23 protein-coding genes are annotated in these 25,344 nt (G+C 57.5%); 5 read left to right on the plus strand and 18 right to left on the minus strand.

All coding sequences use genetic code 11. From position 1 onward, the window contains the following. The first annotated feature begins 127 nt into the window (after positions 1–127). The 4 genes from C1711_RS04420 to nhaA all read left to right on the plus strand — a co-directional run bounded on the left by C1711_RS04420 (position 128) and on the right by nhaA (position 3,770). Positions 128–949 carry a Cof-type HAD-IIB family hydrolase gene (locus tag C1711_RS04420; protein ID WP_102337970.1) on the plus strand — a complete coding sequence of 274 codons (822 nt, stop codon included), beginning with the start codon at positions 128–130 and terminating at the stop codon, positions 947–949. Between the two features lie 25 nt (positions 950–974). Further along, positions 975–1,841 (plus strand): DNA mismatch endonuclease Vsr, encoded by an 867-nt coding sequence (gene vsr, locus C1711_RS04425; protein ID WP_234346365.1) that lies wholly within the window; start codon positions 975–977, stop codon positions 1,839–1,841. Between the two features lie 9 nt (positions 1,842–1,850). Next, entirely contained in the window at positions 1,851–2,105 is a 255-nt protein-coding gene (locus C1711_RS04430; RefSeq protein ID WP_102337972.1) for a hypothetical protein, read from the plus strand. A gap of 288 nt (positions 2,106–2,393) precedes the next feature. Then, positions 2,394–3,770: a Na+/H+ antiporter NhaA gene (gene nhaA, locus C1711_RS04435; protein WP_102337973.1), complete on the plus strand. Its 1,377-nt coding sequence runs from the start codon at positions 2,394–2,396 to the stop codon at positions 3,768–3,770. Positions 3,771–3,910: 140 nt separating this feature from the next. Here the strand turns inward: nhaA and C1711_RS04440 are convergent, their stop codons facing one another. Next, a complete protein-coding gene (locus C1711_RS04440; protein WP_102337974.1) occupies positions 3,911–4,852 on the minus strand; it encodes a DHH family phosphoesterase in 942 nt (313 codons plus the stop codon). A 178-nt stretch (positions 4,853–5,030) separates the two neighbouring features. Here C1711_RS04440 and C1711_RS04445 point away from each other — a divergent pair, with 178 nt between their 5' ends. Continuing rightward, entirely contained in the window at positions 5,031–5,879 is an 849-nt protein-coding gene (locus C1711_RS04445) for a histidinol-phosphatase HisJ family protein (protein ID WP_102337975.1), read from the plus strand. 46 nt (positions 5,880–5,925) lie between these two features. Here the strand turns inward: C1711_RS04445 and C1711_RS04450 are convergent, their stop codons facing one another. From C1711_RS04450 to C1711_RS04530, 17 genes are all read right to left on the minus strand, one after another. Further along, the gene (locus C1711_RS04450; RefSeq protein ID WP_102337976.1) at positions 5,926–6,888 is read right to left on the minus strand and encodes an ROK family protein; all 963 of its coding nucleotides are present in this window, start codon (positions 6,886–6,888) and stop codon (positions 5,926–5,928) included. A 9-nt stretch (positions 6,889–6,897) separates the two neighbouring features. Then, a complete protein-coding gene (gene brnQ, locus C1711_RS04455) occupies positions 6,898–8,205 on the minus strand; it encodes a branched-chain amino acid transport system II carrier protein (protein ID WP_324761442.1) in 1,308 nt (435 codons plus the stop codon). Positions 8,206–8,482: 277 nt separating this feature from the next. Continuing rightward, complete coding sequence (locus tag C1711_RS04460) at positions 8,483–11,149, minus strand: ATP-dependent helicase (RefSeq protein WP_234346231.1); 2,667 nt, start codon at positions 11,147–11,149, stop codon at positions 8,483–8,485. A 130-nt stretch (positions 11,150–11,279) separates the two neighbouring features. Further along, positions 11,280–11,675, minus strand: a complete 396-nt coding sequence (locus C1711_RS07970) for a DUF192 domain-containing protein (protein ID WP_102337977.1) — start codon at positions 11,673–11,675, stop codon at positions 11,280–11,282. A gap of 48 nt (positions 11,676–11,723) precedes the next feature. Then, positions 11,724–12,215: a hypothetical protein gene (locus C1711_RS04470; protein WP_102337978.1), complete on the minus strand. Its 492-nt coding sequence runs from the start codon at positions 12,213–12,215 to the stop codon at positions 11,724–11,726. Continuing rightward, positions 12,215–14,299: a hypothetical protein gene (locus C1711_RS04475; RefSeq protein WP_102338567.1), complete on the minus strand. Its 2,085-nt coding sequence runs from the start codon at positions 14,297–14,299 to the stop codon at positions 12,215–12,217. The genes C1711_RS04470 and C1711_RS04475 overlap by 1 nt, the downstream gene beginning before the upstream one ends. A gap of 31 nt (positions 14,300–14,330) precedes the next feature. After that, a complete protein-coding gene (locus tag C1711_RS04480) occupies positions 14,331–14,843 on the minus strand; it encodes a TadE/TadG family type IV pilus assembly protein (RefSeq protein ID WP_267892311.1) in 513 nt (170 codons plus the stop codon). Beyond that, entirely contained in the window at positions 14,809–15,033 is a 225-nt protein-coding gene (locus tag C1711_RS04485) for a hypothetical protein (protein ID WP_407641534.1), read from the minus strand. The genes C1711_RS04480 and C1711_RS04485 overlap by 35 nt, the downstream gene beginning before the upstream one ends. Next, on the minus strand, positions 15,030–15,386 hold the full coding sequence (locus tag C1711_RS07725) for a hypothetical protein (protein WP_159060051.1): 357 nt from the start codon (positions 15,384–15,386) through the stop codon (positions 15,030–15,032). Before C1711_RS07725 ends, C1711_RS04485 begins: the two co-directional genes overlap by 4 nt. A gap of 206 nt (positions 15,387–15,592) precedes the next feature. Beyond that, positions 15,593–15,826 (minus strand): hypothetical protein, encoded by a 234-nt coding sequence (locus C1711_RS04495; RefSeq protein ID WP_407641522.1) that lies wholly within the window; start codon positions 15,824–15,826, stop codon positions 15,593–15,595. A 9-nt stretch (positions 15,827–15,835) separates the two neighbouring features. Continuing rightward, a complete protein-coding gene (locus tag C1711_RS04500) occupies positions 15,836–16,543 on the minus strand; it encodes a type II secretion system F family protein (RefSeq protein WP_234346237.1) in 708 nt (235 codons plus the stop codon). Further along, positions 16,543–17,292 (minus strand): type II secretion system F family protein, encoded by a 750-nt coding sequence (locus tag C1711_RS04505; protein WP_102337981.1) that lies wholly within the window; start codon positions 17,290–17,292, stop codon positions 16,543–16,545. The genes C1711_RS04500 and C1711_RS04505 overlap by 1 nt, the downstream gene beginning before the upstream one ends. Next, positions 17,265–18,617, minus strand: coding sequence for a CpaF family protein (locus tag C1711_RS04510; RefSeq protein ID WP_102337982.1), 1,353 nt, complete (start codon positions 18,615–18,617; stop codon positions 17,265–17,267). Before C1711_RS04510 ends, C1711_RS04505 begins: the two co-directional genes overlap by 28 nt. Next, positions 18,614–19,450 (minus strand): AAA family ATPase, encoded by an 837-nt coding sequence (locus C1711_RS07850; RefSeq protein WP_234346239.1) that lies wholly within the window; start codon positions 19,448–19,450, stop codon positions 18,614–18,616. The genes C1711_RS04510 and C1711_RS07850 overlap by 4 nt, the downstream gene beginning before the upstream one ends. A 716-nt stretch (positions 19,451–20,166) precedes the next feature. Further along, complete coding sequence (gene cpaB / locus C1711_RS04520; RefSeq protein WP_234346241.1) at positions 20,167–20,937, minus strand: Flp pilus assembly protein CpaB; 771 nt, start codon at positions 20,935–20,937, stop codon at positions 20,167–20,169. A 247-nt stretch (positions 20,938–21,184) separates the two neighbouring features. Next, positions 21,185–22,402 carry a ribosome small subunit-dependent GTPase A gene (gene rsgA, locus C1711_RS04525; protein WP_199824840.1) on the minus strand — a complete coding sequence of 406 codons (1,218 nt, stop codon included), beginning with the start codon at positions 22,400–22,402 and terminating at the stop codon, positions 21,185–21,187. An 8-nt stretch (positions 22,403–22,410) separates the two neighbouring features. Then, positions 22,411–25,098 carry a cation-translocating P-type ATPase gene (locus C1711_RS04530; RefSeq protein ID WP_102337985.1) on the minus strand — a complete coding sequence of 896 codons (2,688 nt, stop codon included), beginning with the start codon at positions 25,096–25,098 and terminating at the stop codon, positions 22,411–22,413. Between the last annotated feature and the right edge of the window lie 246 nt (positions 25,099–25,344).

The following is a 25,344-nucleotide window of genomic DNA, read 5'->3' on the forward strand; positions in this document are numbered from 1 at the left end:
TACGCTACTATTTCATTCTCGTAAGATTGCTAAAGAAGCGCTGAAGAGCGCCGTGTAACAGCTCACAATATGCAGTGCCGAAGCGAATGGATTTAAGCCCACATCTTGGAAGGAGACCGTATCGCCCATGGTCAGCATCGTTTTTTCCGATATGGATGGCACCTTTCTCACCCCTGAGAAGACCATCACTGCCGACAATCTCGCCATACTCGATGAACTGTACCGTCGTGGTATAGAGTTCGTGCCCTGCACGGGACGAAACGAAGACGCCCTTCCCCCGGAGCTTGTAGCCCATCCCGCCGTCAAGCATGCAATTTGCTGCAACGGCGCACTCATCGTCGATGTCAAAACTCACGCCGTGCTTCATGTCTTGGAAATCGACAAACAGCTCGTGCTCGACATTTTTCATCAGATTTGCGACATGCCCGTCGTCTTTGACATCTTCGCCGACGGACACGTCTATATCGAACGGAGCCGCTTCCGCCGCATCGACGAAGTCAACCTCAGCGCTCCCACACGGGATTTCATCAAGTCAAGCAGAATCCCTCATGACCTTTCCGCCGAAGAGTTGCTCGACCAAGTGCACAGCATCACACGCCTTAACTTCTTTTATCATGACGCGCAGGAAGCCGAGGCGGTTTGGTCGATCATCGACGCTGTGCCCAGCCTGAGAAGGACGACCTCGCTTCCCTGCAACGTCGAGGTGACGGACGTGGGCGCTCACAAGGGCTCGGCTGTCAAGTGGCTTTGCAACGAGCTGGGCATCCCACTTTGCAACGCTGTCGCATTTGGGGACAACGACAACGACATCACTATGCTTTCGACCGCAGGAGATGGCGTGGCAATGGAAAACGCCCTACCCTCGTGCAAGGCGGCCGCCGACCATGTGACAACAAGCTGCTCCGAGTCTGGTGTCGCAAGCTACCTCACATCGCTTCTCGCTGGCTAAAGAGGTGTGACCAGTTTTGAAGACAGTGCGTGTAGCTGCGGGAATTATCCAACGTGACGGAAGCGACGGGCAGGAAGAACTGCTCGCCGCGCAACGCGGCTATGGAGACATGGACGGCATGTGGGAATTCCCCGGTGGGAAAATCGAATCGGGCGAGACTGCAGCCGAGGCATGTGCGCGTGAACTGCGCGAAGAGCTCCAAGTGAGCATCACCAACCTGCAGGATTTTTACACGCTGGAATACGACTACCCCGAGTTTCATCTCTCCATGAACTGCTTCTTTTGCAACCTTGACGAGAACTCGGACGAACCTCAGCGCAACGACAAGCAACGTGAACTGCGTTGGGTCCATCGCTCCTCTCTCGCCACGCTCGAATGGATGCCCGCTGATGTCGAGCTCGTCAACGTACTTGAGGGACTCGATGAAACCGAGGGTGAAGATGCCCCGAGCATTGATGAGGCAAAGACGAAACTGGTGCGGCGACGCGCGGCAGTACGCAAATCCATGCAGGGAAACAAACGCAAGAACACCAAGCCCGAGTTGCTCGTACGCAAACGCCTGCGCGAGGCGGGGTATACGGGGTATCGCCTTGACTGGGCAAAGGCGCCGGGTCGTCCGGATATCGCCTTCCCCGGACGCAAGATCGCCATTTTCGTCAACGGCTGCTACTGGCATCGATGCCCCCATTGCAATCCCAGCATGCCCAAGAAAAACGTATCGTTTTGGGAAGCTAAATTTAGGCGCAACGTGGAACGCGATAAGCGTGCGCTCGGGGAACTCGAGCAGCTCGGCTGGACTGCGATTACCATTTGGGAATGCGAACTCAAACGCGACAACATCGACGCCACCATGGATGCCGTCATCGACCGCATTCGCTCGGCGTGGGACTAGGAGGTCATCATGCAACCTAACCATGCATTTTCCGAAGAGTTCAACGACCTGCAGCGCCTGATCGATGGACTATTTGCAGACCGTAAAATCGTCGATCGCCTCGATTTGATTGTCCAGGCAGAAGTGCTCGACCTCTCGCCCGATATGATTGAAATCGTAAATCTTGTGCCTTCGGGGGAATATGACCGCGTGCGCTTATGCGATCAAATCAACTCCGCGCTTGCGGCGCACGGGTGGGGGGCCACGTACGGCATCGTGGAATAGCCGGCCCGTCCCTTTGGGTTCTCGAGCTTTGGACCGGACGCGCCCCTTTGGACTAAGTAGCCCACACCCGCTTTGGATCGGGCAACACACCGCACCCTCGGGCCGTGCAGTCTGCCGTCCCTTTGGGTGCAGGCAATTGTGCATTCGGTCTGTAGCCGCACCCGCGCTCGTTATCGGGAAATATTCCCTGCGGGTACTATAAATCGAGCACTTGTTTTATCTGATACTGAAGCGGTTCGCATCACGTTCGTGACCCGAACCGCTTTCTTCACGCATGTTGGAGGTTGCATGGACGCACGTAATCAAATTTTCCCCGAAGCCCAGCGCAAGCAGCTCGAACGGCGCGACATTAGAGAAAGCATCACCGAAAACGGCATCATTTCCGCCGCCGTCATGGTAATCGCCGCTGTCGCCGCGGTAATCTGCGCAAATACCGATGCCTATGAGGCCATCCATCATTTCCTGATGAGCCCTGTCTCAATCGGATTTGGCGATTTCGTGGCATCCATGAGCTTCGAAGCGTTCGTCAACGACTTCCTCATGGCGATTTTCTTCCTGCTGGTGGGCATCGAGCTCAAATACGAGATGACCGTGGGAGAGCTGAGGCGCCCACGCCAGGCGCTTTTGCCCATGCTCGCCGCTGTCGGTGGCGTGGTGGCTCCCGCCTGCATCTACGCATTCCTCAACAAGGGCGGCGCGATTAACGGCTGGGCCATCCCCATGGCAACCGACATCGCCTTTGCCCTCGGCGTTTTGGCGCTGCTGGGAAACCGCGTTCCTTCGGGCGTTCGCGTCTTCTTCTCCACACTCGCCATCGCCGACGACCTGGTATCCATTGCCGCCATCGCCATTTTCTATGGTCAGAGCCCCAAAATCGAGTGGCTCATCGCGGCGGGCGTGGTCGTTCTCCTGCTCGTGGGCCTCAATCTCTCGCAGCGCTATCGCCTTGCACCCTACATGGTCCAGGGCCTGATCCTGTGGTTCTGCCTGTACCAAAGCGGCGTGCACGCCACGCTCGCGGGTGTGATTTTGGCATTCTGCATTCCGTCAAAAAGCGGCATGCGCTTGAGCAATCTAACCGACTGGCTCAACGACCGCGAAACCGAACTTGCCGATACCTACGACGAGGACGTTCACGTTCTGGGCCAGCACGATTTCACGCATGCCGCCGTGGAAGTTGAGCGCGTCATGCATCGCGTCTCTCCCCCAATCACTCGTTTGGAGCGCATGATTTCCACGCTTGTAAACTTCTTCATTCTGCCGCTGTTCGCATTTGTGAACGCACAGGTTCGCTTGGTTGATATCGACCTCATGCAGCTCTTGCTCGACCCTGTGGCACTCGGCACGTACTTTGGCATGGTGCTCGGCAAGCCCATTGGCATCGTGGGAATAACCTTTATCTTGGTCAAGACGAAAGTCTGTAAGCTGCCGCGCAACGTGACGATGGCCCACATCGTCGGCGTCGGTCTGCTTGGCGGCATCGGCTTTACCATGTCCATCCTGATTTCGGGCCTGGCATTCCCCGCCGCGCCGTTCGAAGTGCTCGCCGCCAAGGCAGCCATCCTGGCGGCATCCGTTACCGCTGCAATCCTGGGCATGGTTCACATGTCAATCGTATGCAAGAAGAAGCCTGGAAAGAAGGCCGCCGGCAAGGCGTCGAATTAGAGAACGCTTGCCCCACGCCTCGCACTGCCCCGTAAGTTGCCTTACAAAAACGGCTCGCACCATGTACGTGATGCGAGCCGTTGGCTTTTGCAAAGCGAATGCAAGACATGGCAAGACAACAGCGCCTTGCGACCATGTGTTTAGTTGGCAGCAAGAATCGGAGCGGCAACCTGCTTCTTACGGGAAAGGACACCGGGCATCCACACGCCGTCAGCCTCGTCGGCGATGTTGAGGCCCTTCTGCGCGGAAGCGGTATCGCCCTCGAGCAGGACCTGGGAGCCCTCCTCCATGATGTCGGTCAGGCACAGAACGATGCCGTCGGCCTTCTTCTCGGCCTGGTAAGCGCGCATGGCCTCGCGGATCTCGGGGATCATGCCGAGAGCACGGCTCTTGTCCACCGTCTCATACTGGCCAATAAGGAGTTTCTTGCCCGCAACGTCAAACATCTTGATGTCGTTGCCCACCATCTGCTCGGCAGTGAACGAGCCGGACGGACGGGTAAGGAAGACCTCCATGCCGAACCTGACCGGATCGACACCGATCTGATCGCCGAGCTTCTTGGCGATCACGGCGTCAACAGCGGTGGTGGTGGGGCTCTTGAGCATGAGGGTATCGGTCATCATGGCAGAGAGCAGCAGCTTGGCCTGGGTGTCGGTAGGCTCCACGCCCATGATGTCGAAAAGCTTGGCAACAATGGAGCACGAAGAGCCCCAAGGCAGTGCAACGATGTGAAGCGGGGCGGCAGTGGTGAAGTTGCCAAAACGGTGATGGTCGACAACGCCTGCAATCACGGCATTCTCAAGACCGGCAACGGACTGGCCGGGCTCGTTGTGGTCGGTCAGCACGACCTTCTGGGCCTCCTCGCCTTCGGCCGCAGGCTCAATCGCCTCGATGAGCTGAGGGGCGGCAACGCCGTTGTCCTCAAGAAGCTTGGCAGACTCTGCGGGCAGCGGGCCAAGGCAGCAAGCGGTATAGGTGTTGCCAGCGTACTCGAGCTGATTAAGCAGCTGAGACAGCACAACGGCAGACATGATTGCGTCGTTATCGGGGTTTTGATGGCCAAAGACCAACACGTTGCTCATGGGGTTCCTCCCTTTTGAAGGTATTATCGTGCGAACCATCGTAGCACGAACCAAACCGTTGGCGGCATACGGGCGCGTTATCATGATTGCCGTCAACATTTCGACCAGAACCCGTTACCGCAACGCATCGCCCATTGACACTTTACAGGCGCGGAGCTTTATACGTTAGGAGCGGTCCATGCTTGCTGATTACCACGTTCACAGCGAGTTTTCCGATGACTCAAGCTATCCCATGGATGAAGTTTGCGCACACGCATGTGAACTGGGAATCACCGAGCTTTGCTTCACCGATCATGTGGATTACGGTGTAAAACCCGATTTCGATAACATCCCGAGCGACATGAAGGGCGTGCGCATCGAGAACGGCATCCCCGTTACAAACGTGGATTATAAGCACTACTTCCCCCGCATCGAGCAAATGCGTGAGCAGTTTGCACCCAATCTCGTTGTACGTACGGGCATGGAATTTGGAGCACAGTCCCATACCCTCGAACAGTTCAACGCGCTGTTCGAGCGCTATGCCAGCGTGTGGGATTTCATCATCCTATCCATCCATCAAGTGGACGACCAGGAGTTTTGGTCCGGAGACTTCCAAAAGGGGCGCACGCAAGCCGAATACAACATGGCATACTACGAAGAGATGCTCTATGTGGCGGAGCACTTTGACAATTGGTCGGTGCTTGGCCATCTCGACCTCATTAAGCGCTACGATCCCGCAGGTATTTGGCCCGACAGCAACACGCGCGACATCGTCGCAGAAATCCTCAAGTGCGTCATTCGCAAGGGAAAGGGCATCGAAGTCAACACGTCGTCGTTCCGCTACGGTCTGCCCGACCTGCAGCCGAGTACGGAAATCCTGCGCCTCTACCGTGACTTGGGCGGGCGCATCCTCACCTTTGGCAGCGATTCGCACAAACCCAAGCATTTGGGCGCCCACATCCCCGAAGTCCACGACCGTGTACGCGCGCTGGGCTATTCCCAGTTCTGCACGTTCAATCACATGGAGCCCATGTTCTGCGAGCTATAAACCCTTTTAGCTACTGGCCCTCTTGCGCATACGCGCTTGAGAGCTTTTACGCCTCGCGCACAACAGAGCGGAGCGCCACATACGCAGCGCCGAAGATGCCCGCATCGTTGCCGAGCTTTGCAACCTCAATGGGCGTGTTGGCACTCGCAGGGAAGGCGCGCGCGGCGTAGCGATCGCAAAGTTGCTCGAGGAACAGGTCGGCGGAGGCCGAGGTACCACCGCCAAGCACATAGACCTCGGGGTCGACAACGGCGGAAACGATCTGCAGGCCGCGCGACAGATACTCAACCATGGTATCGATGGCCGCACGTGCCACCTCATCACCTGCGCGGCAGGCATTGAAGACCGTGAGCGAATCGCTCGGACCCGTCAATTCGAGCGGCTCAACACCGCGTGCCTCGCATTCGAGCAGGTAATTGTTCACCACACCCGTAGCAGATGCGTACTGCTCCAAGCAGCCACGCAGCCCGCAGCCACAGATACGCGTCTCGTCGGGATTGACGCGGATGTGACCGATTTCTCCACCGGCGCCAAACGCACCGTCAACCACATCGCCATTCAAAACCACGCCGCCGCCAAGGCCCGTTCCGATGGTCACCATCACCATGCTTCGATGTCCCTCGGCAGAACCGCGCCAAAGCTCGCCCATGGCGGCAGCATTCGCATCGTTGACATATCGAACCGTTGCATGAGGGCAACGCTCCTCGATGGCTTCTTTGAGCCCCGTTGGATCAATGGTGATGTTGGCTGCCATGGTAATGAGGCCGCTTGCCGGAACGGGGCACGGAACCGCCAAACCAATGCCGCGAACAAAGAGCATGGACTGCTGAGCGGCCGCCATGAGCTGCTCAATTCCGTTGGTCACCGCGGCAAAACCCGCCTCGTCGGTAAGCGGTGGCGTGGGAACGCTTACCTTGCCCAGCAAGTTCCCCTCTTCGTCGAACAAGCCTTCCTTGACGGACGTACCGCCCACATCGATACCGATGTAGTAAAGACTGTTCTCAGCCATGTGCCCTCCTTAGGAACGATCTTTCTTTGCAAGCGACAAACAGAAACCGACCAGCAAGCCGAAAAGGGCGGGCAACACCCAGCCCATACCGATCTCTGCCAGCGGAATGATGTCGAACACCAGATTCACATGCGGGAAAAACGCGTCGCGAACGGCGGTAACCACGCTCACCGCGCCCGTAATGCCCACGGTCAAGGGCCATACAAGAAGGAAACGATCGCAGAGCTTGTGCAGAGCACCCATAATGACCAGCACGATCGCCATGGGATACAACGCATTGAGTAGCGGCACCGAGAAGGTAAGGATAGCGTCAAGGCCGAAGTTGGATACCACGCAGGAAAACGCGGCAAATACCAGGGCCCAAGCGCGATACGGCATGAACTTGAACTCGTCGGCAAAGTACGTGCCGCAGCAGCTGATAAGACCGATACACACGTTCAGGCACGCAAGCAAGAAAATGACGGCAACTGCCACGGTGCCAATCAAACCGTAATGCGCAGTGGCGGCAGCAGTCAAAATAGCAGCACCATTCGTTGCCTCAGGCATGCTCTCCGCCATCGTGACGCCCACGTACGCCAATCCGCAATAAATCACGCCCATGAGCACGCCGGCAAAAACACCCGCACGCGAAACCTCGCGCGTAAGACCCGACTCACCAGTTACACCGAGTTCGCGAATGTTTGCGGCAATCACAATGCCAAATGTCAGCGAGGCAAGCAAGTCCATGGTCTGATAGCCGACGAGGAAGCCCTGGATTACAGGCATATTGTTGTACGGCGCCTGTACAGGTGTGGGAGAACCACCTGGGTTAACGAGCGAGCCCGCAACCACAAACACGATTAACGCAATAAGAGCGGGACCAGTAATACGTCCAAGCAGCTTGGTCAGCGCGTTGGGATGCAACGCAAGCAGGTACGCAGCCACAAAGAAAATCACCGAAAATGCCAAGCGAGCCGTCTCGAGCGATATGCCTGCAGGAAGCAGGGGCTGCAGCATTTCAAACGAGGTCGAGGACGTACGCGGGATAGCAAGGCATGGGCCAATCGCCAGATACACCGCCGCAACGAACACGTGGGCGAACAGGGGGTGAACACGTCCGGCAAGATTGCGCGCCGTTCCCGCCAAGCCCACCGCAATGATGCCCAGCATGGGCAGACCGATGCCCGTAATGAGAAAGCCCGCCATAGCCGGTACGGTGTCAACGCCAGCCTTCAAACCAAGCAACGGGGGCAAGATAAGGTTTCCCGCGCCGAAGAACATGGAGAACAGGGTCACACCCACGAATAGGGATTGTTGGGATGTCAGCTTATTTTGCACGATTTTTCTCCGCTCAGCGTTTTTAGTAATGTTTAACTCTAGCAGAAAGGGATGTGCGATATGGCTACCTATCGCACATTTCAATGGTCGCTTTCAAATGGATGCCGCGCTCGCTCTTTGAAGCGAGGGCGTATCGCGCTCTGCCCCGCTTGCCTTCCTTGTTCGAAAGATGTCAGACGACGCGTGGGGACGGCGCGTCGATTGCCGGTATGAGTGCGCCGCTTTGTTCGAAAGACACCAGATGGCACACGTCGAACAAAACGCAGGCCCTGCGCTGTTACGCCAATTTCACGATGGGCGCAAAGCCCTTCATGAGTTTTTTGGTTTGACCGCTGCGCTCGAACTGGACCTCGATCATGTCGCCCGAAGCAGAGACGACCGTACCTGCGCCAAATGTCTTGTGGCTCACGCGATCTCCCGCCACGAACTCCGTCGAAGCTGCAGCGACGTCACGCGTACGCTCGACCGTAGCCGATGCGCTTGTTTTTTTGGGTCGCGAGGACATCGATTCATTCGCTGCGGGCTGGCGCCCCGCGTTGGGGCTAATCGACGTACGACGCTGGGTGCCGGGGGTCGAGCGCGTATACGAACCGAATACGCGACCTCCATACATATCAGAACCCTGGCCCGAACCAAAGGTACCGCGGCGATCGCCGCGCTTTTCCCAACCAGTGCCGGAGAATCCCGAAGAACCGATTCCGGAAAACTCGATGTCAGCATCGGGGATTTCGTTTACAAAGCGAGAGCGAGGGTTCGCCTGGGTGGAACCAAAGGTTCGGCGCGTTGCCGCATAAGTGAGGAACAACCGCTTGCGGGCACGTGTGATCGCAACGTACGCCAAACGACGTTCTTCTTCGATTTTCGCCGGATCGTCGGACCAATTTGCGCCGTGTGGGAAAATGCTCTCTTCCATGCCAGCCACAAAGACCGCTGGAAACTCCAGGCCCTTGGCAGAGTGAACGGTCATCATCGTGATGGCGTGCGACTCACCTGCAAGTGCGTCAAGATCGGAGCGCAGGGCAAGCCATTCGAGCAGGGCGGGAAGCGCCTTACAGGCAAGCGGTCCATACGTGCGCTCAATTTCTGCAGCCATAATCGCCGCAGCAGAAGATGGTAGGGCGGCGCCTTCAGTCATGAGGTTAGCTGAAGCAGACTCCCCAGATTGCGGCAAAGAGGGTTCCTCGGATGCACGAACAACACCGGCTTCACGCAATTCAGCCAGGCTTTCAAGCGTTCCCTCGATATCCTCGTGCGTCTCCTCAAATTCAGCGGCGACACCCAGGAATTCCTGGACGTTCTCCGCACGGCTTTCCGCCTCCATCGTTGCCTCGGAGCGGAACGTCTGGACCAATCCCGTCTTATCGACAATCGTCTCAACGACGTCTTTGAGCTCACCGTCCATACGACGACCCTCGCGAACAATGTTCACAAAATCAGCCAGGGCGTTGCGAACCTTCGCGGTAAACATGCCCGTCTCTGCCGTCGCGATTTCACATGCCTGGAAAAACGAGCAGCGATTCATAAGGGCAAGTTGATCGATTTTTGTAATCGAGGTCGAACCGATGCCGCGACGAGGCGTGTTGATAACGCGCTTGACGCTCATTTCGTCGGCAGGATTTACGATCATCTTGAGATATGCCATCACATCGCGAATCTCCGCACGATCGAAGAATCGTGTGCCGCCCACGATCTTGTAGGGAACGCCCGCGCGCAAGAACATATCTTCGAGAATACGCGACTGTGCATTGGTGCGATAGAACACCGCCATGTCGTCATAACTCATGCCGCCCAGGTGAAGCTTCTCAATCTCGGAGGCAATCCACCTGCCCTCATCGCGTTCATCGCTCGCCTGATATGCCTGAATCTTCTCGCCGTCGCCCGAGCTCGTGTACAGCTTCTTGTCCTTACGCTGCGAGTTATGGCGCACGACCGCATTTGCCGCAGCCAAAATGTGCCCGGTGGAACGATAGTTCTCCTCGAGCTTGACCACCTTTGCCTTGGGAAAATCCTCCTCAAAGTCGAGGATATTGGAGATGTCAGCACCGCGCCACGAATAGATGGATTGATCGTCGTCGCCCACCACCATGAGATTCTGGTATTTCGCCGCAAGCAAATTAGCAATCTCGTATTGAACGTGGTTCGTGTCCTGATATTCGTCCACCGAAATATAACGGAAGCGCTCCTGATATTTTTCGAGCACTTCTGGACGCTTGCGCAAGAGCTCAAGGGCACGCACAAGCAGGTCATCGAAGTCCATGGCATTGGCAGCTCGCAAACGACGCTCGAGTTCCAGATACACCTGTCCCGCCTTACGTGCCTGGTCGGTGTTCGCCTGTTCGATAAACTCCTCGGGCCCGATCATCGCGTTTTTCGCCGCCGAAATCTTCGAGCGAATCATGTTGATGGGGAATTGCTTTTGCTCAATGCCGAGCGAGGACATGATGTCGCGAACCATACGGCGCGAATCATCATCGTCATAGATGCTGAACTGGCTGGTGTATCCCAACAAATCTGCATCTTCGCGCAGCATGCGCACGCACATGGCGTGGAATGTACAAACCCACATGCCGCGCGTGCCCCCGTTGGGCAGTAAAGCGCCCAAACGCTCACGCATCTCTGCCGCTGCCTTATTGGTAAAAGTAATGGCAAGCACCTGCCACGGGCGAACGCCCAGGTCGGCGATCATATGCGCAATGCGATACGTCAAAACGCGCGTCTTGCCCGAACCCGCGCCGGCGAGTACCAGCAAAGGCCCTTCCGTTGTGAGCACCGCCTCGCGTTGGGCGGGATTGAGAGAATCGATATCAATCGAAGAGGTCTTAACCTGATCTACAGGCAGCGACGGAGCGTCGTACACATCGAGCGGCACGAGATCCGGCTCTGGAACGGGCTGAGGCGCCATCGGCTCGGCATTTTCCCCAAAAAGGTCCAAGGTGTCTTGCATAGGTCAATCTCCTGGTGCGTGCGCAACACCGCACGGTGCAACGTAATTCTTAGCCGCATTAGTATACCGACCCATCGAGACAAAACTGCAAAACACACTACGGGCACACCCCCTTGAACAAAACAACGACTTACTTGCATCCGCACGTCGAGGCGCGCTCAATTACAAAGCTCGCATGAGGATTAAACAAAACTCTCCACGGTTTTACCTCTTCATACGTAGAGAGAACCGCACCATCTCGATCGACAAACGCTATGTCTAAGGAATACCGCATTCCGCAGGTATGAACTGACTTGCACCTTGGCAAAACCATTACGGGCGGAATCCCCGTTTCATTGCATGGTGGCTCAATCATCATGCCAAGTAAACGACTCCAAAACCCATCCGCCCACAGCAACCTTCCGCTCCAGCCAAGACTCGATAATGCGCTCCTTACCGTTGAGCCCTTAACTCCCAACTTCCTTCCCATCCTTTTGCCACCCCATCTCTTTACCGCGCCATCGGACGCAGCCCCGCCATCGAACATGGGTCCCGAACTTCCCGTCTTTTGGCCCAAAACGCCCGAACAACCAGCCTAGACAACTACCCCCGATCGCCACGGGTCAACAACAACGTCTCGCACATGCGCCAACTCCAACGGCGCGCCCAAAGAAACGCCCGCAATCGACCAGTTGCTCGGCCAGGGCCGGTACCTCATCTCGCAACGATACGAACGCATCGCCCCCACCAATGACAAAAGGCCTTCCGTCTGTTCGCTTCCTTGTTCCACCGAAACCTCGACCTCCACGTCGTAATCTCCCATCGCTTCAGCAATCTCCCCCTGAATCGAGGCGGCGGTCACCCCCGTCCCTTCATCACCATCTCCTGACGGCGCGACACCATGCGCCAAAACGATATCTGGGGCAATTCGATCAAAGCGCGCAGTCGCGGAAGCAAAGACCATCAAGTTGTAAACGATGAGCGCCATCACGAGCAGAACCGGAGTCACAACAGCCATCTCAACCGTTGCCTGTGCACGCTCCTCGGCAATGACTCCACACGTGCGCGCACCGCTTCCCACGGCCATTACCCCTTCCCCCATGCACCCGTCACATCACGCAGCCGAACCGTGAGCGGAATTGAACCGCCTCCGGGCAAAGGAATCTCGACGAGCGTTATTTCAAGTGATTGGACATAGGAATCCACTCCATAACCAACTGCCTCAAGCAAAGCGGCAGGGTCGGATAAGCCTGTCGGTATCTTTCTCAACAGCTTCTGTGCATCGGCAAATCCGGCCATATCCGAATGCTCGAACACATTCGAGCTGTCCGTTAAAACTGGCTTCCGCAGTCTCAGGTCAACCTGCTCAAACCCAAGCCCGCGTACGACGCCCTGTAATCGACCCCTCATCCACTCGGCCAAAGGCCCCATCCCAAATGACTCAAGGCCCCCTGTCAGCTCATCAAAAATCTCGCTCAAACCATCGGCCATGTCCCCGTACGCAACTAGAAGCTTTCCCCATAGATCCATAACGCCGTCAATGAGCCCCGCCGCGCCGCCGCTTCCCACGCGCTCTTCCAAACCACTACAAAAACGTGAAAGCACATTGTTTTCTTCCGACGCCTGCTCAGGAGCGAGAACCGCTGCGGAAATAGCTCCACGACGCGGAACGTCCTTTCCCGCCGAGAACGCCGTTTTCAAACTCTCCGGGGGCTCAAGCTCATCTGCCGCGACAAGCGCGATGCATCCGTTTCTTCCCGGAGGAGCGATACGGGGGCGCTTGCCCGACAAGGCTTGAATCGCGTCTTCAAACACGTCGCCCGCCTGCTCGGCCTCTTCTTTTGCCTGCCGTTCAAGTTCGAGCTCGTAATTCCGCGCAGCCACATACTCATCAAGTGCCTGCGTAAACTCGCGCAAGTGATACTCAAACCCATTATCGATCGATGTCGAGGCGGCTGGGACCTTCCCCACATCGCCCACGCTAAAGTGGCACACTGGACACTCGCGCGCCATGCCCGCATCAATCGAAGACAGCGCCAACTTTGCCCCCGCGGAACCGCGAACTCCTGGACAACTCGAATCAAAATGAAGCGTAAGTCCTTCGGGTTCAAAGGTCGATGGCCATACAGTATCGGTGTAAAGCCGCGTCCCGCGTACCTCAGCGGTGTTTTTGGGAAGCAGCTCTACATTCGACACGACGATTCCATCACGCTCCGCAACATGGGCATTTTCGAACTGGTCAACCGCATATCCGTAAAATGCATGACGAGCAGCCGCGTCAGCACGAGCTTCAACACCCGACCCCTGAGAAGTATCGTGTTCTAAACGCCAACGGTAATAGGCGCGCGTCCGATCAAGAGCGACATTTGGATCCCATGTCAAGCTCGACGCGAAAACAGGATTGTCTTCCGCCGAAATACCCGAAAGCTTTCCCGCGCGTTCTTGCATGTCCATTCCCTTGCGGCCACAATCGGCAAGCCAAGCTGCTTCCTTTGCCCGAGCCGTTTCTTTGGATGCTTCGGCAAGGTCTTCCGCCGCAGCCTCAAGCTCGTCGCTTGCACCCTCCAGTTCGGAAACGTCAATCTGGTCCTCTTCAATTGCCGGGAACTCAGACGCAGAGGTTCGGGGCAGCGCGATCGCTGTGCCGCTATAGTCAATCCGCCCGGCATCCTGTGCATCACAGGCACGCGTCCCCTGAGCGGCAACTAAAAAAGGAATCGCCTGCTCGAGTTTTTGCAGCCCTTCTGAAGCGGAAGATACAAATTGGTTGCGCAGGCGTAGCATGCGAATGCCGGCATCCAAAGTTTTTCCGGCAAGGTCCTGTGCCCCGGGCACCAAAGTCCCCACAAGACCGACACCTGCCATGGCAAACCCCGCCAACCCCATACTCAGCGAACACGCATCCACCACTGTTGCCGCCGTATGGTACGAAGAAACAACATTTGCGCCCGCCAGCGCGGTTGCATCGGCGCTCACCTGAACATCAGCGGAACGACCCGCACTCCAAATCGCCAACGAAGCAGAAAAAACCAGTGTAAGGGCCATTAACATAGTGACGGCGGAAGCAATTGTCGTATACGCTCCATCCTCGATAAATAGACCGACGCCCCACTGCTCGCGGCCCTTCTCGCGGCACCCCTTCACGTGTCGCCCTTTTCCCTCTTTCGCCATGCAAGCCTCACACACCATGCGCCCTTGCCAACTAGCCCCATTGCGCAATCCACGACTCATAGCCTTCCTCCAGCCATGCGGGTCTCCCCTCATATGCAACTTCAGCTCGCATGCGAACATCGCCCTGGCCATTCGTCTCACCAAAAGCCCCCGCAAATGCACCCAATACAGGAAGTGGACGCACGAACCCCTCAATCGAAACGCTCACGGCGCCTCCCGTATCACTTGAACGCACCAACTCGATGTCCCAACTACGCCAACCTCCCGCATGGAAAATCGAGACATTCGGTATGGCAGTTAAACGTCGCAATGCAAAATCGCGATACGGCTCATCTTCATCGCCTTCCGCCGTCACCATCAATCGTGCGGTCTCGGCTGCGGTAGATTCCATTACCGCGCGCGTATACAACATGCATACCGGCTGTAACGCAAGCAGCATCAACAGCAAAAACGTCGGAAGCAAAAACGCTGCCTCTATAGTTGCCTGGGCATCGTTCTCGGTGAGGGCGTCAATACAGTGAGATGTCAATCGCTCCCGCCGCACCAAGTGCGTGCGATGCCGCCTCTTGTGCAATCTCGGCAAAAATACCCGACGTACCCGCTCGCCACACTGCCGCACAGCCCACAACAATCGAGAGCATCGCAATGACAACCACGGCGTATTCAACTGTTGCCTGTGCGCATTCCTCGCTTTGACCCACATGGCACGCCGCTCGCAACTCACGCAGCATCACCCCATATCCCCCTCGCCAATCAATCGTGCTATACGCACCTCACTTACCGCATCGTCGTCCGTAGATACCGCCACTACGTCAACCCATGCGCCCTCGCCCTGTAAAAGCGCCGCCCATACCCTCCCCTTCATGTCAACGTATCCCGCTGAAACCAGCTTCACGCCCCCCGCATCCCGATACGAATCAAGCACACGCTCGGCAGCAACAGGCAACGCATCGCGTTCAGTCCAAACAACCGCAACAACACCTTCCGCGCCGTCTTCAGAACGCGACAGCCGAGCCAAATCGTCCAAAAACGTGTCGAGAGAACTCTGCTCAACCTCTCCGCTCTCTGCTCCGGCAATGCTGTTCACGACATGTTGCATCCGTTCATTCGACTCATTCGATTCGCCGTGCAACGAGCTCTCAACGCGATCTTCTGCAGCGCCTTCCCCTCTCTCGCGCGAGGCGGGATCTCCTTCTCCATACATCGCAAACAGCAAAACTAGAACTACCGCAAAGCAAAGAAATGGGGCGATGCGCGTTTTCCAGCGCTGCCAAACACCCGCGCTCCTCATACTCACAGGCTGTTGATTCCCGAGGAAATCGCATCCCACAGCTCACTCACACGATCGCGAAACGCCACGATTGCCACAATTGCGATTACAACCAACACGCCGACGAGAATTGCGTACTCGGTCGTTCCCTGAGCCGACTCCTCACACCCAACGCTTAAAGCTGAACAAAAAACACCGGCACAGCGCCCTCGAATCTCTTCCATCACTTCATTCACGTAAACCATCAAATCTTGCATGTTTCCTCCTTACATCATGCCGCCGGCAGCAACCAGCGGCCCAACAATAGAAAGCAGCAGCGCGGGCAAAATCAACGTGCCCGTGGGAATCAGCAACTTGACGGGTGCCCGCTCAATCTGCCGCTCCACTTCCGCTCGATGTGCCGCCCTAATCTCTTTGCCCTGTGCTTCGAGCGTGTCGGCGAGTGGAGCTCCCAGCTCCAACGATTGGGACACCGCAACCGCAAATGGCTCAAGCGGCTTTACCCCCAGCTCCTGCGCCACATTGAGCAAGCTGCGCTCACGTGGCATCAAACCCGTCTGCCAAGACAAGCGTGCTTCTGCCATCGCCTCGGATAATCGGCATAGGCGTCCCTCGCAATACAGGCCCAAAGCCGCATCAAACGAAAGACCCGCTTTCAAACCCAATCGCACAATATCAATCATCTCCGACACATCTCCCAGTCTCACGCGCGAATCGTCGGCACGAAACAACCCCAAAGATTTCGTAGCTTTTTCAACAAGTTGGGACAGTGCTCGAACCAAAAGCTCCGCTTCTTGCCTGATCAACCGCGCCACTGAGCGCATGGACTTCAGCGCGTCCTCGCGATCCCATCCCAAGAGCAGCCAAATGCATCCAGCAGTCAAAACGCCCATCAACGCCAACTGAGACGCAAGCGCGACGGACACCTTTCGCACTTCCATAACATCAAAGAGGCCCTCAAGCACAGCGTCCATTAGAGCCTCACCTGCATAATGCGATGGATAATCACTCCCGCAACCACATTGAACGCGAGGGCGACGACGATTGAGGTCATGCCCGCAACCGTGGCAACACCTGCCCTAAAATCACCTGATAAGAGCGAGAGGAACGTAATCATCCCCACCGGCATACACGAAACAAGCCGTGCCGACATGCGAGCTTGCGAAGTTTTGACATCCAACTTACGAGACAATTCGACACGGTCACTTGCAAGTTGCGCCGCCTCGGCTAACAAGCCAGCCAATGGCGCACCCGTACGACGAGACACATTGAGCGCCAGCACCACGAGCTCCAGACCCGGAGCCTGCATGCGCTCAACCAATCCATTCAATGCCCCTGTCGCCGAAACCCCGCAGTCCATCTCCGAAGCCGCATGCAAAAACTCCGACCGAATCGGCTCTTCCGCGTGAACTCCCGCATACCGAATCGCCTGCGTCAGCGAGAGTCCCGAACCCAAAGAAATCGCCAACGTCCCAAACGCCTCGGGCAAAAGTCTCTCAATCCGATTTCGACGAGCACGCAGTCGTGGTGAAACGATCCCATGCTCTGAGGCGATCTTCTCTAGACGCAAAAACTCATTGAGTACCGCATCGCGTGCATGCACATACCTCTCTTGCAACGCACTTTTCCAGGTAGCGATTTCGCCCTCGGCAATCGCGACAAGTAGCAAATTCGCGCTCATCGCGCAAAGCGTCCCTACGCATCCGGACACGAGCGCCTCCATTGTTCAACCTCCTCCTCCCCAAGTGCACCAAGCCGTAGGGCCTCACTGATAAACGGCGGTTCCCGAACGAGCGACCACGTGGCGCTCGCCGCATCGAATGAAACGTATTCCTCCAAGTCAACACCGCCTCCAGCGCGTCGAGTAACCCCCGTATAAGAAGACACATATCGCGCACCGCCTGGCATGCGTACGGACATCACGATTCCGTCGAGAGCCATGGCAATCTGGTCCTCAATCAAATCGCTCGAAAGGTCAACGCCGTACCGAGCAAGAAGCGTCAGACGAACAATCGTCTCTTCGGCACTTCCTGCATGGAGCGTTGTGAGCGACCCGTCGTGTCCCGTGTTCATGGCGTCTATCATGTCAATCGCCTCGCGATTGCGAACCTCGCCCACCACGATGCGATCGGGGCGCATTCGCAGCGCGTTAACCACCAAATCGTGGATGCTCACCGCCCCTTCGCCCTCAATCGAAGCTTCTCGTGCCTCAAGACGAACCACATGTGGATGCTGCGTAAACTTGAGTTCGGCCGAATCCTCGATGGTCACGATGCGCTCACCAACAGGTATTTCGCATGAGAGCGCGTTCAGCAGCGTGGTCTTGCCCGAGCCAGTACCTCCCGCAACTGCCAAATCTTGTCTGAGCCGAACCGCAAACGAGAGCAATGTCGCATACCACGGTGGCAATGACCCCAAGCGGACCAAATGGTCCAACGAGCTGATGCGATCGGAAAACTTGCGAATAGTCAGCGTCGGGCCATCGAGGGCAATGGGAGGAATCACCGCATTGACGCGATATCCGCTTGGTAAACGGGCGTTGACCATAGGGCTGCGCTCGTCCACACGTCTTCCCAAGGGGGAAATGATTCGATCAATCGCAATGCGTATCTGCTCATCGGTATCGAACAAACTCCCGAGTCCTTCGAGCACACCCTCTCGTTCCACAAACGTCGAATCTTTGCCGTTAACCATGATTTCCGTCACGCTGTCATCTTCCAAAAGAGGTTGCAGCGGTCCCAGCCCTGCAATGTCGTTCAACACCACCTCAAAAACACGCCGTCGCTCCTCCGCCGAAAGATGCGCCTGCACATCGGTGTTCAGAGCCGCTTCTAATGCGGGGAGCAATTCCTCTCGAGCGTGTGGAGCGTCATATGCCGAGGTAATGCGCGCAATTTCTGCAAATCCCACTCGCTCGAAAAGCGAATGCTTGGCTTGATCACATACCTGGGCAATCCTCCGTTCGTTGACAGGCCCACCGAAATCTGAAAACCCTTCCGTCTCCCTCTGTTCAACCTGAGCCTCCGCAATGCGATCATGCAAGCTCATAGGGCATCACTCGCCCTGCGTTTCCACGGCAAGCGCAACCGCAAACGATTATCTCCACCAGCGCGCTTATGCTCTTCCTCAAGAAGCCATTGTGCGTTGGGGCAACCCAACTCCTGCAGCAGCGAAGCGGTGAGGAGACGGACGTCTTTTGCAAACGCGCTCGGGCCCTCCATCAAACTGTTCACCTTGCCAAATGCGAGCATGTTTTGCACTTCATCCCCACCGTCTGCAATGCGAACACGCGAGTGCAATGCCGTCGCCATTTCAAACGAAAGCGCGCGCTCCTCATTGCAATCATGTGCTCCAAAACGATTGACCACACACGTCATGCGCGTATGCGAAACCCCCAATCGAGTCGCCAAAGAAACCGCGCGTTTGCCAGAAGATGCCAAAGAGGTCCCTGGCCCACCCAAAACCAAGCATCGATCGCACTTTGCAACTGCCATCGCAACCGCATCACCCCACTGTCCCGAAGTGTCGACGAAGATCACGTCGGCAACCTCCCGCAATACGTCGACCAGCCGTTCAATTGAATCCGCACAACACTCCGCCTGTTCAGGGCGCTCGCATGGTCCCCACAACGTCAATCCAGGCCCGATGCGCATGGCAGCATCCTCAATGTCGCGCTCTGCCAAGCCCCGTTCGTCGGCATGTAGGCCCACGCCCTCAATACCGCGAAATCCCGCTGCTCCCATCAGCTCCCAGGCATTACCGAACATCAAATCAAGGTCGAGAACCGCGGCACGAAGTCCGGCATGGGCCGCATACGCCGCCATGGCAGTCACCAACGTCGTTTTGCCCACTCCTCCCCTGCCCGAAATGACCGTAATCATCGGCGCGCCTGAATGCTCTCCAGGTGCTTCTTGGGCCAGACTCCCCGTTTGATCGGCAGCCCTCTCAGAGTCGAGCCAACGTTGCCATCCTTCCGAACAAGCGCCCCCATCCTCGTTCACATCAGTTGTTTTCTCATGCATCCGCGGGCATGACTCCCGCTCTTCGCCCATACACTCATCCCAAGGTGGCACTTCCTCCCAAGGAATATCTGCTTCCTCCCAAAAGTCCTCGCAGGTGGAAGGGCTGTAATGCGTTCCTTCGCTTTGAACGCCTAAAACGCATTCCTCTTCGACTATGCTTGCCCCCGCACGTTTATCTCCTGAGGTATCAGCCTCTCCCACCGCTATGACTTCTGTTGCTCCCGCGTCAAAACAACGTGCCACAACGCCCGCATCGAGCTTGGACACGCATGCCAGTAGTTCCACAACGCCATCCAAACTCGAAAGCGCCCTCAACATACGGTCCGTGCGCAAAGAGTCATCCACTCCTGCATGTACGCCCACTGCCGCAAACAAACGTTCATCCGAAAAGCCAGCAAGCAGAGCTGCGACACGATCTTCGTCGTGCAGTCGAATAATGCGTTGCGCACCATATCGCTCCCTGACCTCCTGGCGTATCCGACGGTACGCCGCATCCTCACACCAAATCAGCCAAATATCGCCCATCGTCTATGCCCCTCGTCCCTCATCACTCGTCACATGTGCAGAACAATCCTTCACGACACGTCCGACTCGCTCTCGTCAGGCGACGCACCCAAATCGGCATCGCTAGCTCCCGGGAAACTCGAACCCACCTGCCCATCCTCAGATTCATTGGCATCTTGACCGACGACATCCCCCTCGACACCCTCCTCGGTGTCCCCTTCATCTCTCGTTTCGCTTTCAACATTTGGGATAACGAGCCACACCATTCCCTGAGACGCCGCGGTAAGGAGCTCCTTTACCGCCCCTTGATCGACCGCAAGTACTACCCAACTCACGTCGCCTCCTCCGGTTGCCAATGCGCTCGTATTGAGAACCTCGGCCTGGGTCAACCTGTCGGCAAGCGCGTCACGCGAGAGGTAAATATCCACGATCTCCCCGCGCTCGAGCACACCGCCAACCGCATGCTCGGCATCGCTCGCAACGCTCACCGCCACCTTTCCGTGCGGTATTTCCAAAGCGCTTTCGCGCCGTTCAAAATAAACCGAGCTGAGAGGCGCTCCCGCTGGTATTCGCGAGGTCGAGATCTTTCCAACGGCATCTTTGAGCGACGTCACCGCGTCAACCGGCAGCATGCTCGACACCCACTCCACTACCTCTACGTTTCCCTCGTCGATCTTCTCTCCCGGATCGATGTCGCGCGTCGCAACGCATACCGACGTCAAGTCTCCCCCGTAGCGCGCGAGCACCTCCTGCTCAACTCGGGCAGCTTCTGCCCGTACGTCCCCGATCGCCATCAGGGCTATCGCCGCGGCAGCAAAGCCAGCAAGTGCGCTCAGTGCCAATCGTTTCCTTCGCTTCACGGCCCCTCCCTTGATCGCAAACCGGTGCGCACTTCAATTGTGCTGGCGCGCGGGAATGCCAAGGGAATGAAAACAAGAAAGTGGACCATGACCTGGTCAACTCCCCAACACCGGCTGGAAACGGGTTTTAGATAGAAGGGGGATTGAAGTCCGAACGCCCCGGATTCAGATAAGAAAAAAACCGCCCTCCGGTGGAGAACGGTTTTCAAAACAAGCTATGTAGCAGCGATTATGGCAAATGGATGTCTGGATCAAGGCTCTGGGCGCTCACGCGCATCTCGCGGGCAAGGGCAAGAAATGCCTCCACGCGCACCTGCTCGATTTCGCCTTCTTCAACGCCTTCGAGCACGGCACAACCCGGCTCGTGTGTATGCGTGCAGTCGTTAAAGCGGCACGCATGCGATGCCTCGACGATTTCGGGGAATGCACGCGCAAGTCCACGCTCATGCCCCACCAAAGGCAGTGAGCGCAAGCCGGGGCAATCGGCAATCACACCGCAAGGACCGGGCAGCGCGACCATAATGCGCGCCACCGTGGTATGACGGCCCGCGTCATCACGTTCACGCACATCATTCGTCTCAAGCGCTTCAACGCCCAACAAGGTATTGAGCAGCGTGGATTTCCCCGCTCCGGACTCGCCCAAAATCATGGCGCATATACCGCGCGGAACGCAGGCGCGCACCTCATCCATACCGCGGCCCTCACGCGACGACGTGGCAATCACGCGAACGCCCGGACCAACGAGTCGTTGCAGGTCGTCGATGACCTCGGCAACCTCGCTTTCGGGGCAGCGGTCGGCCTTCGTGAGCATCACCACGGGCTCAGCGCCACAATCGCGCGCAAGCACCAACGAGCGCGCCACACGGTCACGCATAATCGGCAGTGCGGCATGATCGGCACCCAGCGGCTGGACGATAAAAATCACGTCCACGTTAGCCGCCAAAACCTGGCGCTCACCGCGGTTTTTGCCCCGCCAACGCTCAAATGAGCTGCGGCGCGGCAGAACGCGCAAGATCACACCCATATCGTGCGTTGACGGCACGCGCACAACAACGAAGTCCCCCACGCATGGAAGCATCTGCTCATCAACCGCCGCGCGTGCAGAGGCAGCATCCTCCGCGTCACGGGCCGCAACAACGCCCTTGCCCTTACGCGATCCCTTGCGCTTCAAAGCGGAGTCGGCACCGCGAGCGGCAGCACCGCCACGCTTCTTGCGTTTGCCCTTGGCAAAATCGACCGCATGCTCAGCACGAAAACACAGCCCCGAAGCAGTGGCAACCAGCGGAAAACCGCGGTCGAGGCGCACCACGCAACCCAGCTCGATATCCTCAGCGGGAACATCGCCCGCAGCGATAAGCTCGGCACGCGCCGCTTCAAACGCAGAGACCTGCGCGCACGTAGCACGCAGGTCTCCAAAGCTCGGAATGTAATCTGAGACGTCAGCCACGAGATCCCTTACGCTTGGTTCTTCTCAACGCTGCGCATGATGGCCTTGTAGATCTCAACCAGCGGAATGATCATGAAGCCGAGCACGAGGGCCGTAATCATGCCCTTGGGCTCGAGCGCCTCGACGCCGAAGAAAATCTCGGCCAGCGGATCGAACTCGACCACAATGAGTGTCAAGATAAGAGCCAGCACGGCGGCGGCCCACAGCCACTTGTTCTGCTTCTTCATGTGGAAGATGGAGGCACGGCGGCTGCGCATGTTGAAGCAGTGGAAGATCTCGACCATGTTGAGCGTGATAAACGCCATCATGACGCCCTCTTCGTCGGCAAGCGAGGAACCGAGTGCCGTGAGGTCGATCGTACCCAGGTCGAAGTACACACCGCACATGAAGCTCGCAAGCACCAGCACGGTGATGATGATGCCCTGGATCACGGTGTCGAGACCCATGTTGTCGGCAAACACGCCATCAGTGGCGTTGCGCGGTTTGCGCTTCATCACGTCGCCCTCGGCTTCTTCCATGCCGAGCGCCAGCGCGGGGAAACAGTCGGTCACAAGGTTGACCCACAGCAGCTGGATAGGCTGGAACAGAGTAAAGCCCATGAGCGTGGCCGCAAACACCGAGAACACCTCGGCAAGGTTTGCGGACAGCAGGAACTGGATGACCTTGCGGATGTTGTCGTAGATGCGACGGCCCTCTTCGCACGCGTGAATGATGGTGGCGAAGTTGTCGTCGGCAAGCACCATGTCCGCCACACCCTTGGTGACGTCGGTGCCGGTGATACCCATGCCGATGCCGATGTTGGCATGCTTGATGGACGGAGCGTCGTTCACGCCGTCGCCAGTCATAGCGACAATCTTGTCCTTGGACTTCCACGCCTCGACGATACGCGTCTTGTGCTCAGGCTGAACGCGCGCATACACGCCGAAGTTCTCAATCTGCGCGTCGAGCTCCTCATCGGAGAGTTTGTCGATCTCAGCGCCGGTGATGGCCTGGCTGCGATCCTCAATGATGCCGAGGTTTTTGGCAATAGCCACAGCGGTGTCGATGTGGTCGCCCGTAATCATGATGGTGCGGATGCCGGCGCCGTGGGCCTCGACGATTGCGGGAGCAACCTCAGGACGCTCGGGGTCAATCATGCCGGAAAGGCCGCAGAACACGAGGTCATGCTCGAGGGACTCAGGAGCAAAATCTCCCGGGAGCTCGGCATGGTCGCGGCAAGCAAGCGCGAGCACGCGCAGGGCCTGGTCGGCCATGGCCTTGTTCGCGGCAACCAGCTGCTCGCGGCGCTCGGCGGTCAGCTCTACGACCGCGCCGTTCTCGTAAATCTTGGTGCAAAGTCCCAAAACGACGTCGGGAGCACCCTTGGTGTACTGCACAAGCGTACCGTCGGCAGCCTTGACCACGACGGACATCATCTTGCGGCCGGAATCGAACGGTGCCTCGCCCACGCGTGTGTACTCGGCGTCAAGAGTCTTCATACCGGCCTGCGCAGCGTCGTTTACCAACGCGCACTCGGTGGGCTCGCCGATGGCCTCGCCAGCCGCCTCATCCCATTTGGCATCGGAGCACAGCGCCATGCCGGCGAGGAGCTTGTCCTCGGGAGCAGCGAGCTCGTGCTTGACGACCGTCATCTTGTTCTGGGTAAGGGTACCCGTCTTGTCGGAGCAAATGACCTGCGTGCAGCCAAGCGTCTCGACGGCGGACAGGTTGCGGATGATCGCCTGGCGCTTGGCCATCTTGGTCACGCCGATGGAAAGAACGATGGTCACCACGGCGACCAGGCCCTCGGGAATGGCGGCAACGGCCAGGGACACGGCGACCATGAAGGTGTCGAGCAGCATCTGCGGCTCAGCGGCAACGTTGCCGATGCCCGCGCGCAGGATGTCAACGCCGAAGATAACCAGGCAGATCACGATAACCATGACGGTCAGGATCTTGGAGAGCTCGGCGAGCTTCATCTGAAGCGGCGTGAGCTCTTCCTTGGCGTCGTTGAGAGCGCCGGCGATCTTGCCCATCTCGGTGTTCATGCCCGTGCCGCAAACCACGGCGCGGCCGCGGCCGTACACCACAGTGGAGCCCATGTAGCACATGTTCTTGCGGTCGCCCAGCGGCACGTCATCTGCGCCGTCGGCCAGTACGATTGCATTGGCATGCTTCTCAACCGGCACGGACTCGCCAGTGAGGGCGGCCTCTTCAATCTTCATGGAAGCGCTCTCGAGCACGCGGCAGTCCGCAGGAACGGAGTCGCCGGCCTCAAGCAGGACCACGTCGCCGGGCACCAGCTCGGAGCTGGCAAGATGCTCGAGTTTGCCGCCGCGCATGACCTTGGACTGTGCGGCGCTCATTTCCTGGAGCGCCTCGAGGGCCTCCTCGGATTTGGCTTCCTGAATCACGCCGAGCGCGGAGTTGATAATAACGACCGTCATGATGATGACGACGTCAGCCCACTCGGACTCTCCCTGGATCATGCCAGTCACAGCAGAGATGACTGCCGCAACGAGCAACATGATGACCATGGGGTCCGCCATCTGCTGGAAGAAGCGGATCCACAACGGCGTCTTCTTCTCCTCATCAAGCTTGTTGGGGCCGAAGCTCGCCAGACGCTTTTGCGCCTCGGCAACAGTCAGGCCCTCTTCAGCGCTCGTGGACTGGTCCTCGAGCACCTCCTCAGCCGAAGCTAAGTACTCTTTTTCCACTTGGCACTACCTCCTGGGTTAGGCTACCCCGCAGATTGATGCCCGATAATAATTCCCCAGGAGACAGGGCAAGGGCTCATCAAGACTGCCATGCAGGGCAGCGTTGAACAACAAGTATCTATGGTACCCCATACGGGCCGTTCGTTTAACTAGATACTCTTGAGTTGTCGTTGCTTCCAAGCGGAAATCCACAGGTTGTCACAGATGCGGGCGAACTTGTGGACCCATCCACAGCAGCATTGTCCC

Source organism: Collinsella provencensis, assembly GCF_900199705.1.
In the GTDB taxonomy this organism is placed as follows: domain Bacteria; phylum Actinomycetota; class Coriobacteriia; order Coriobacteriales; family Coriobacteriaceae; genus Collinsella; species Collinsella provencensis.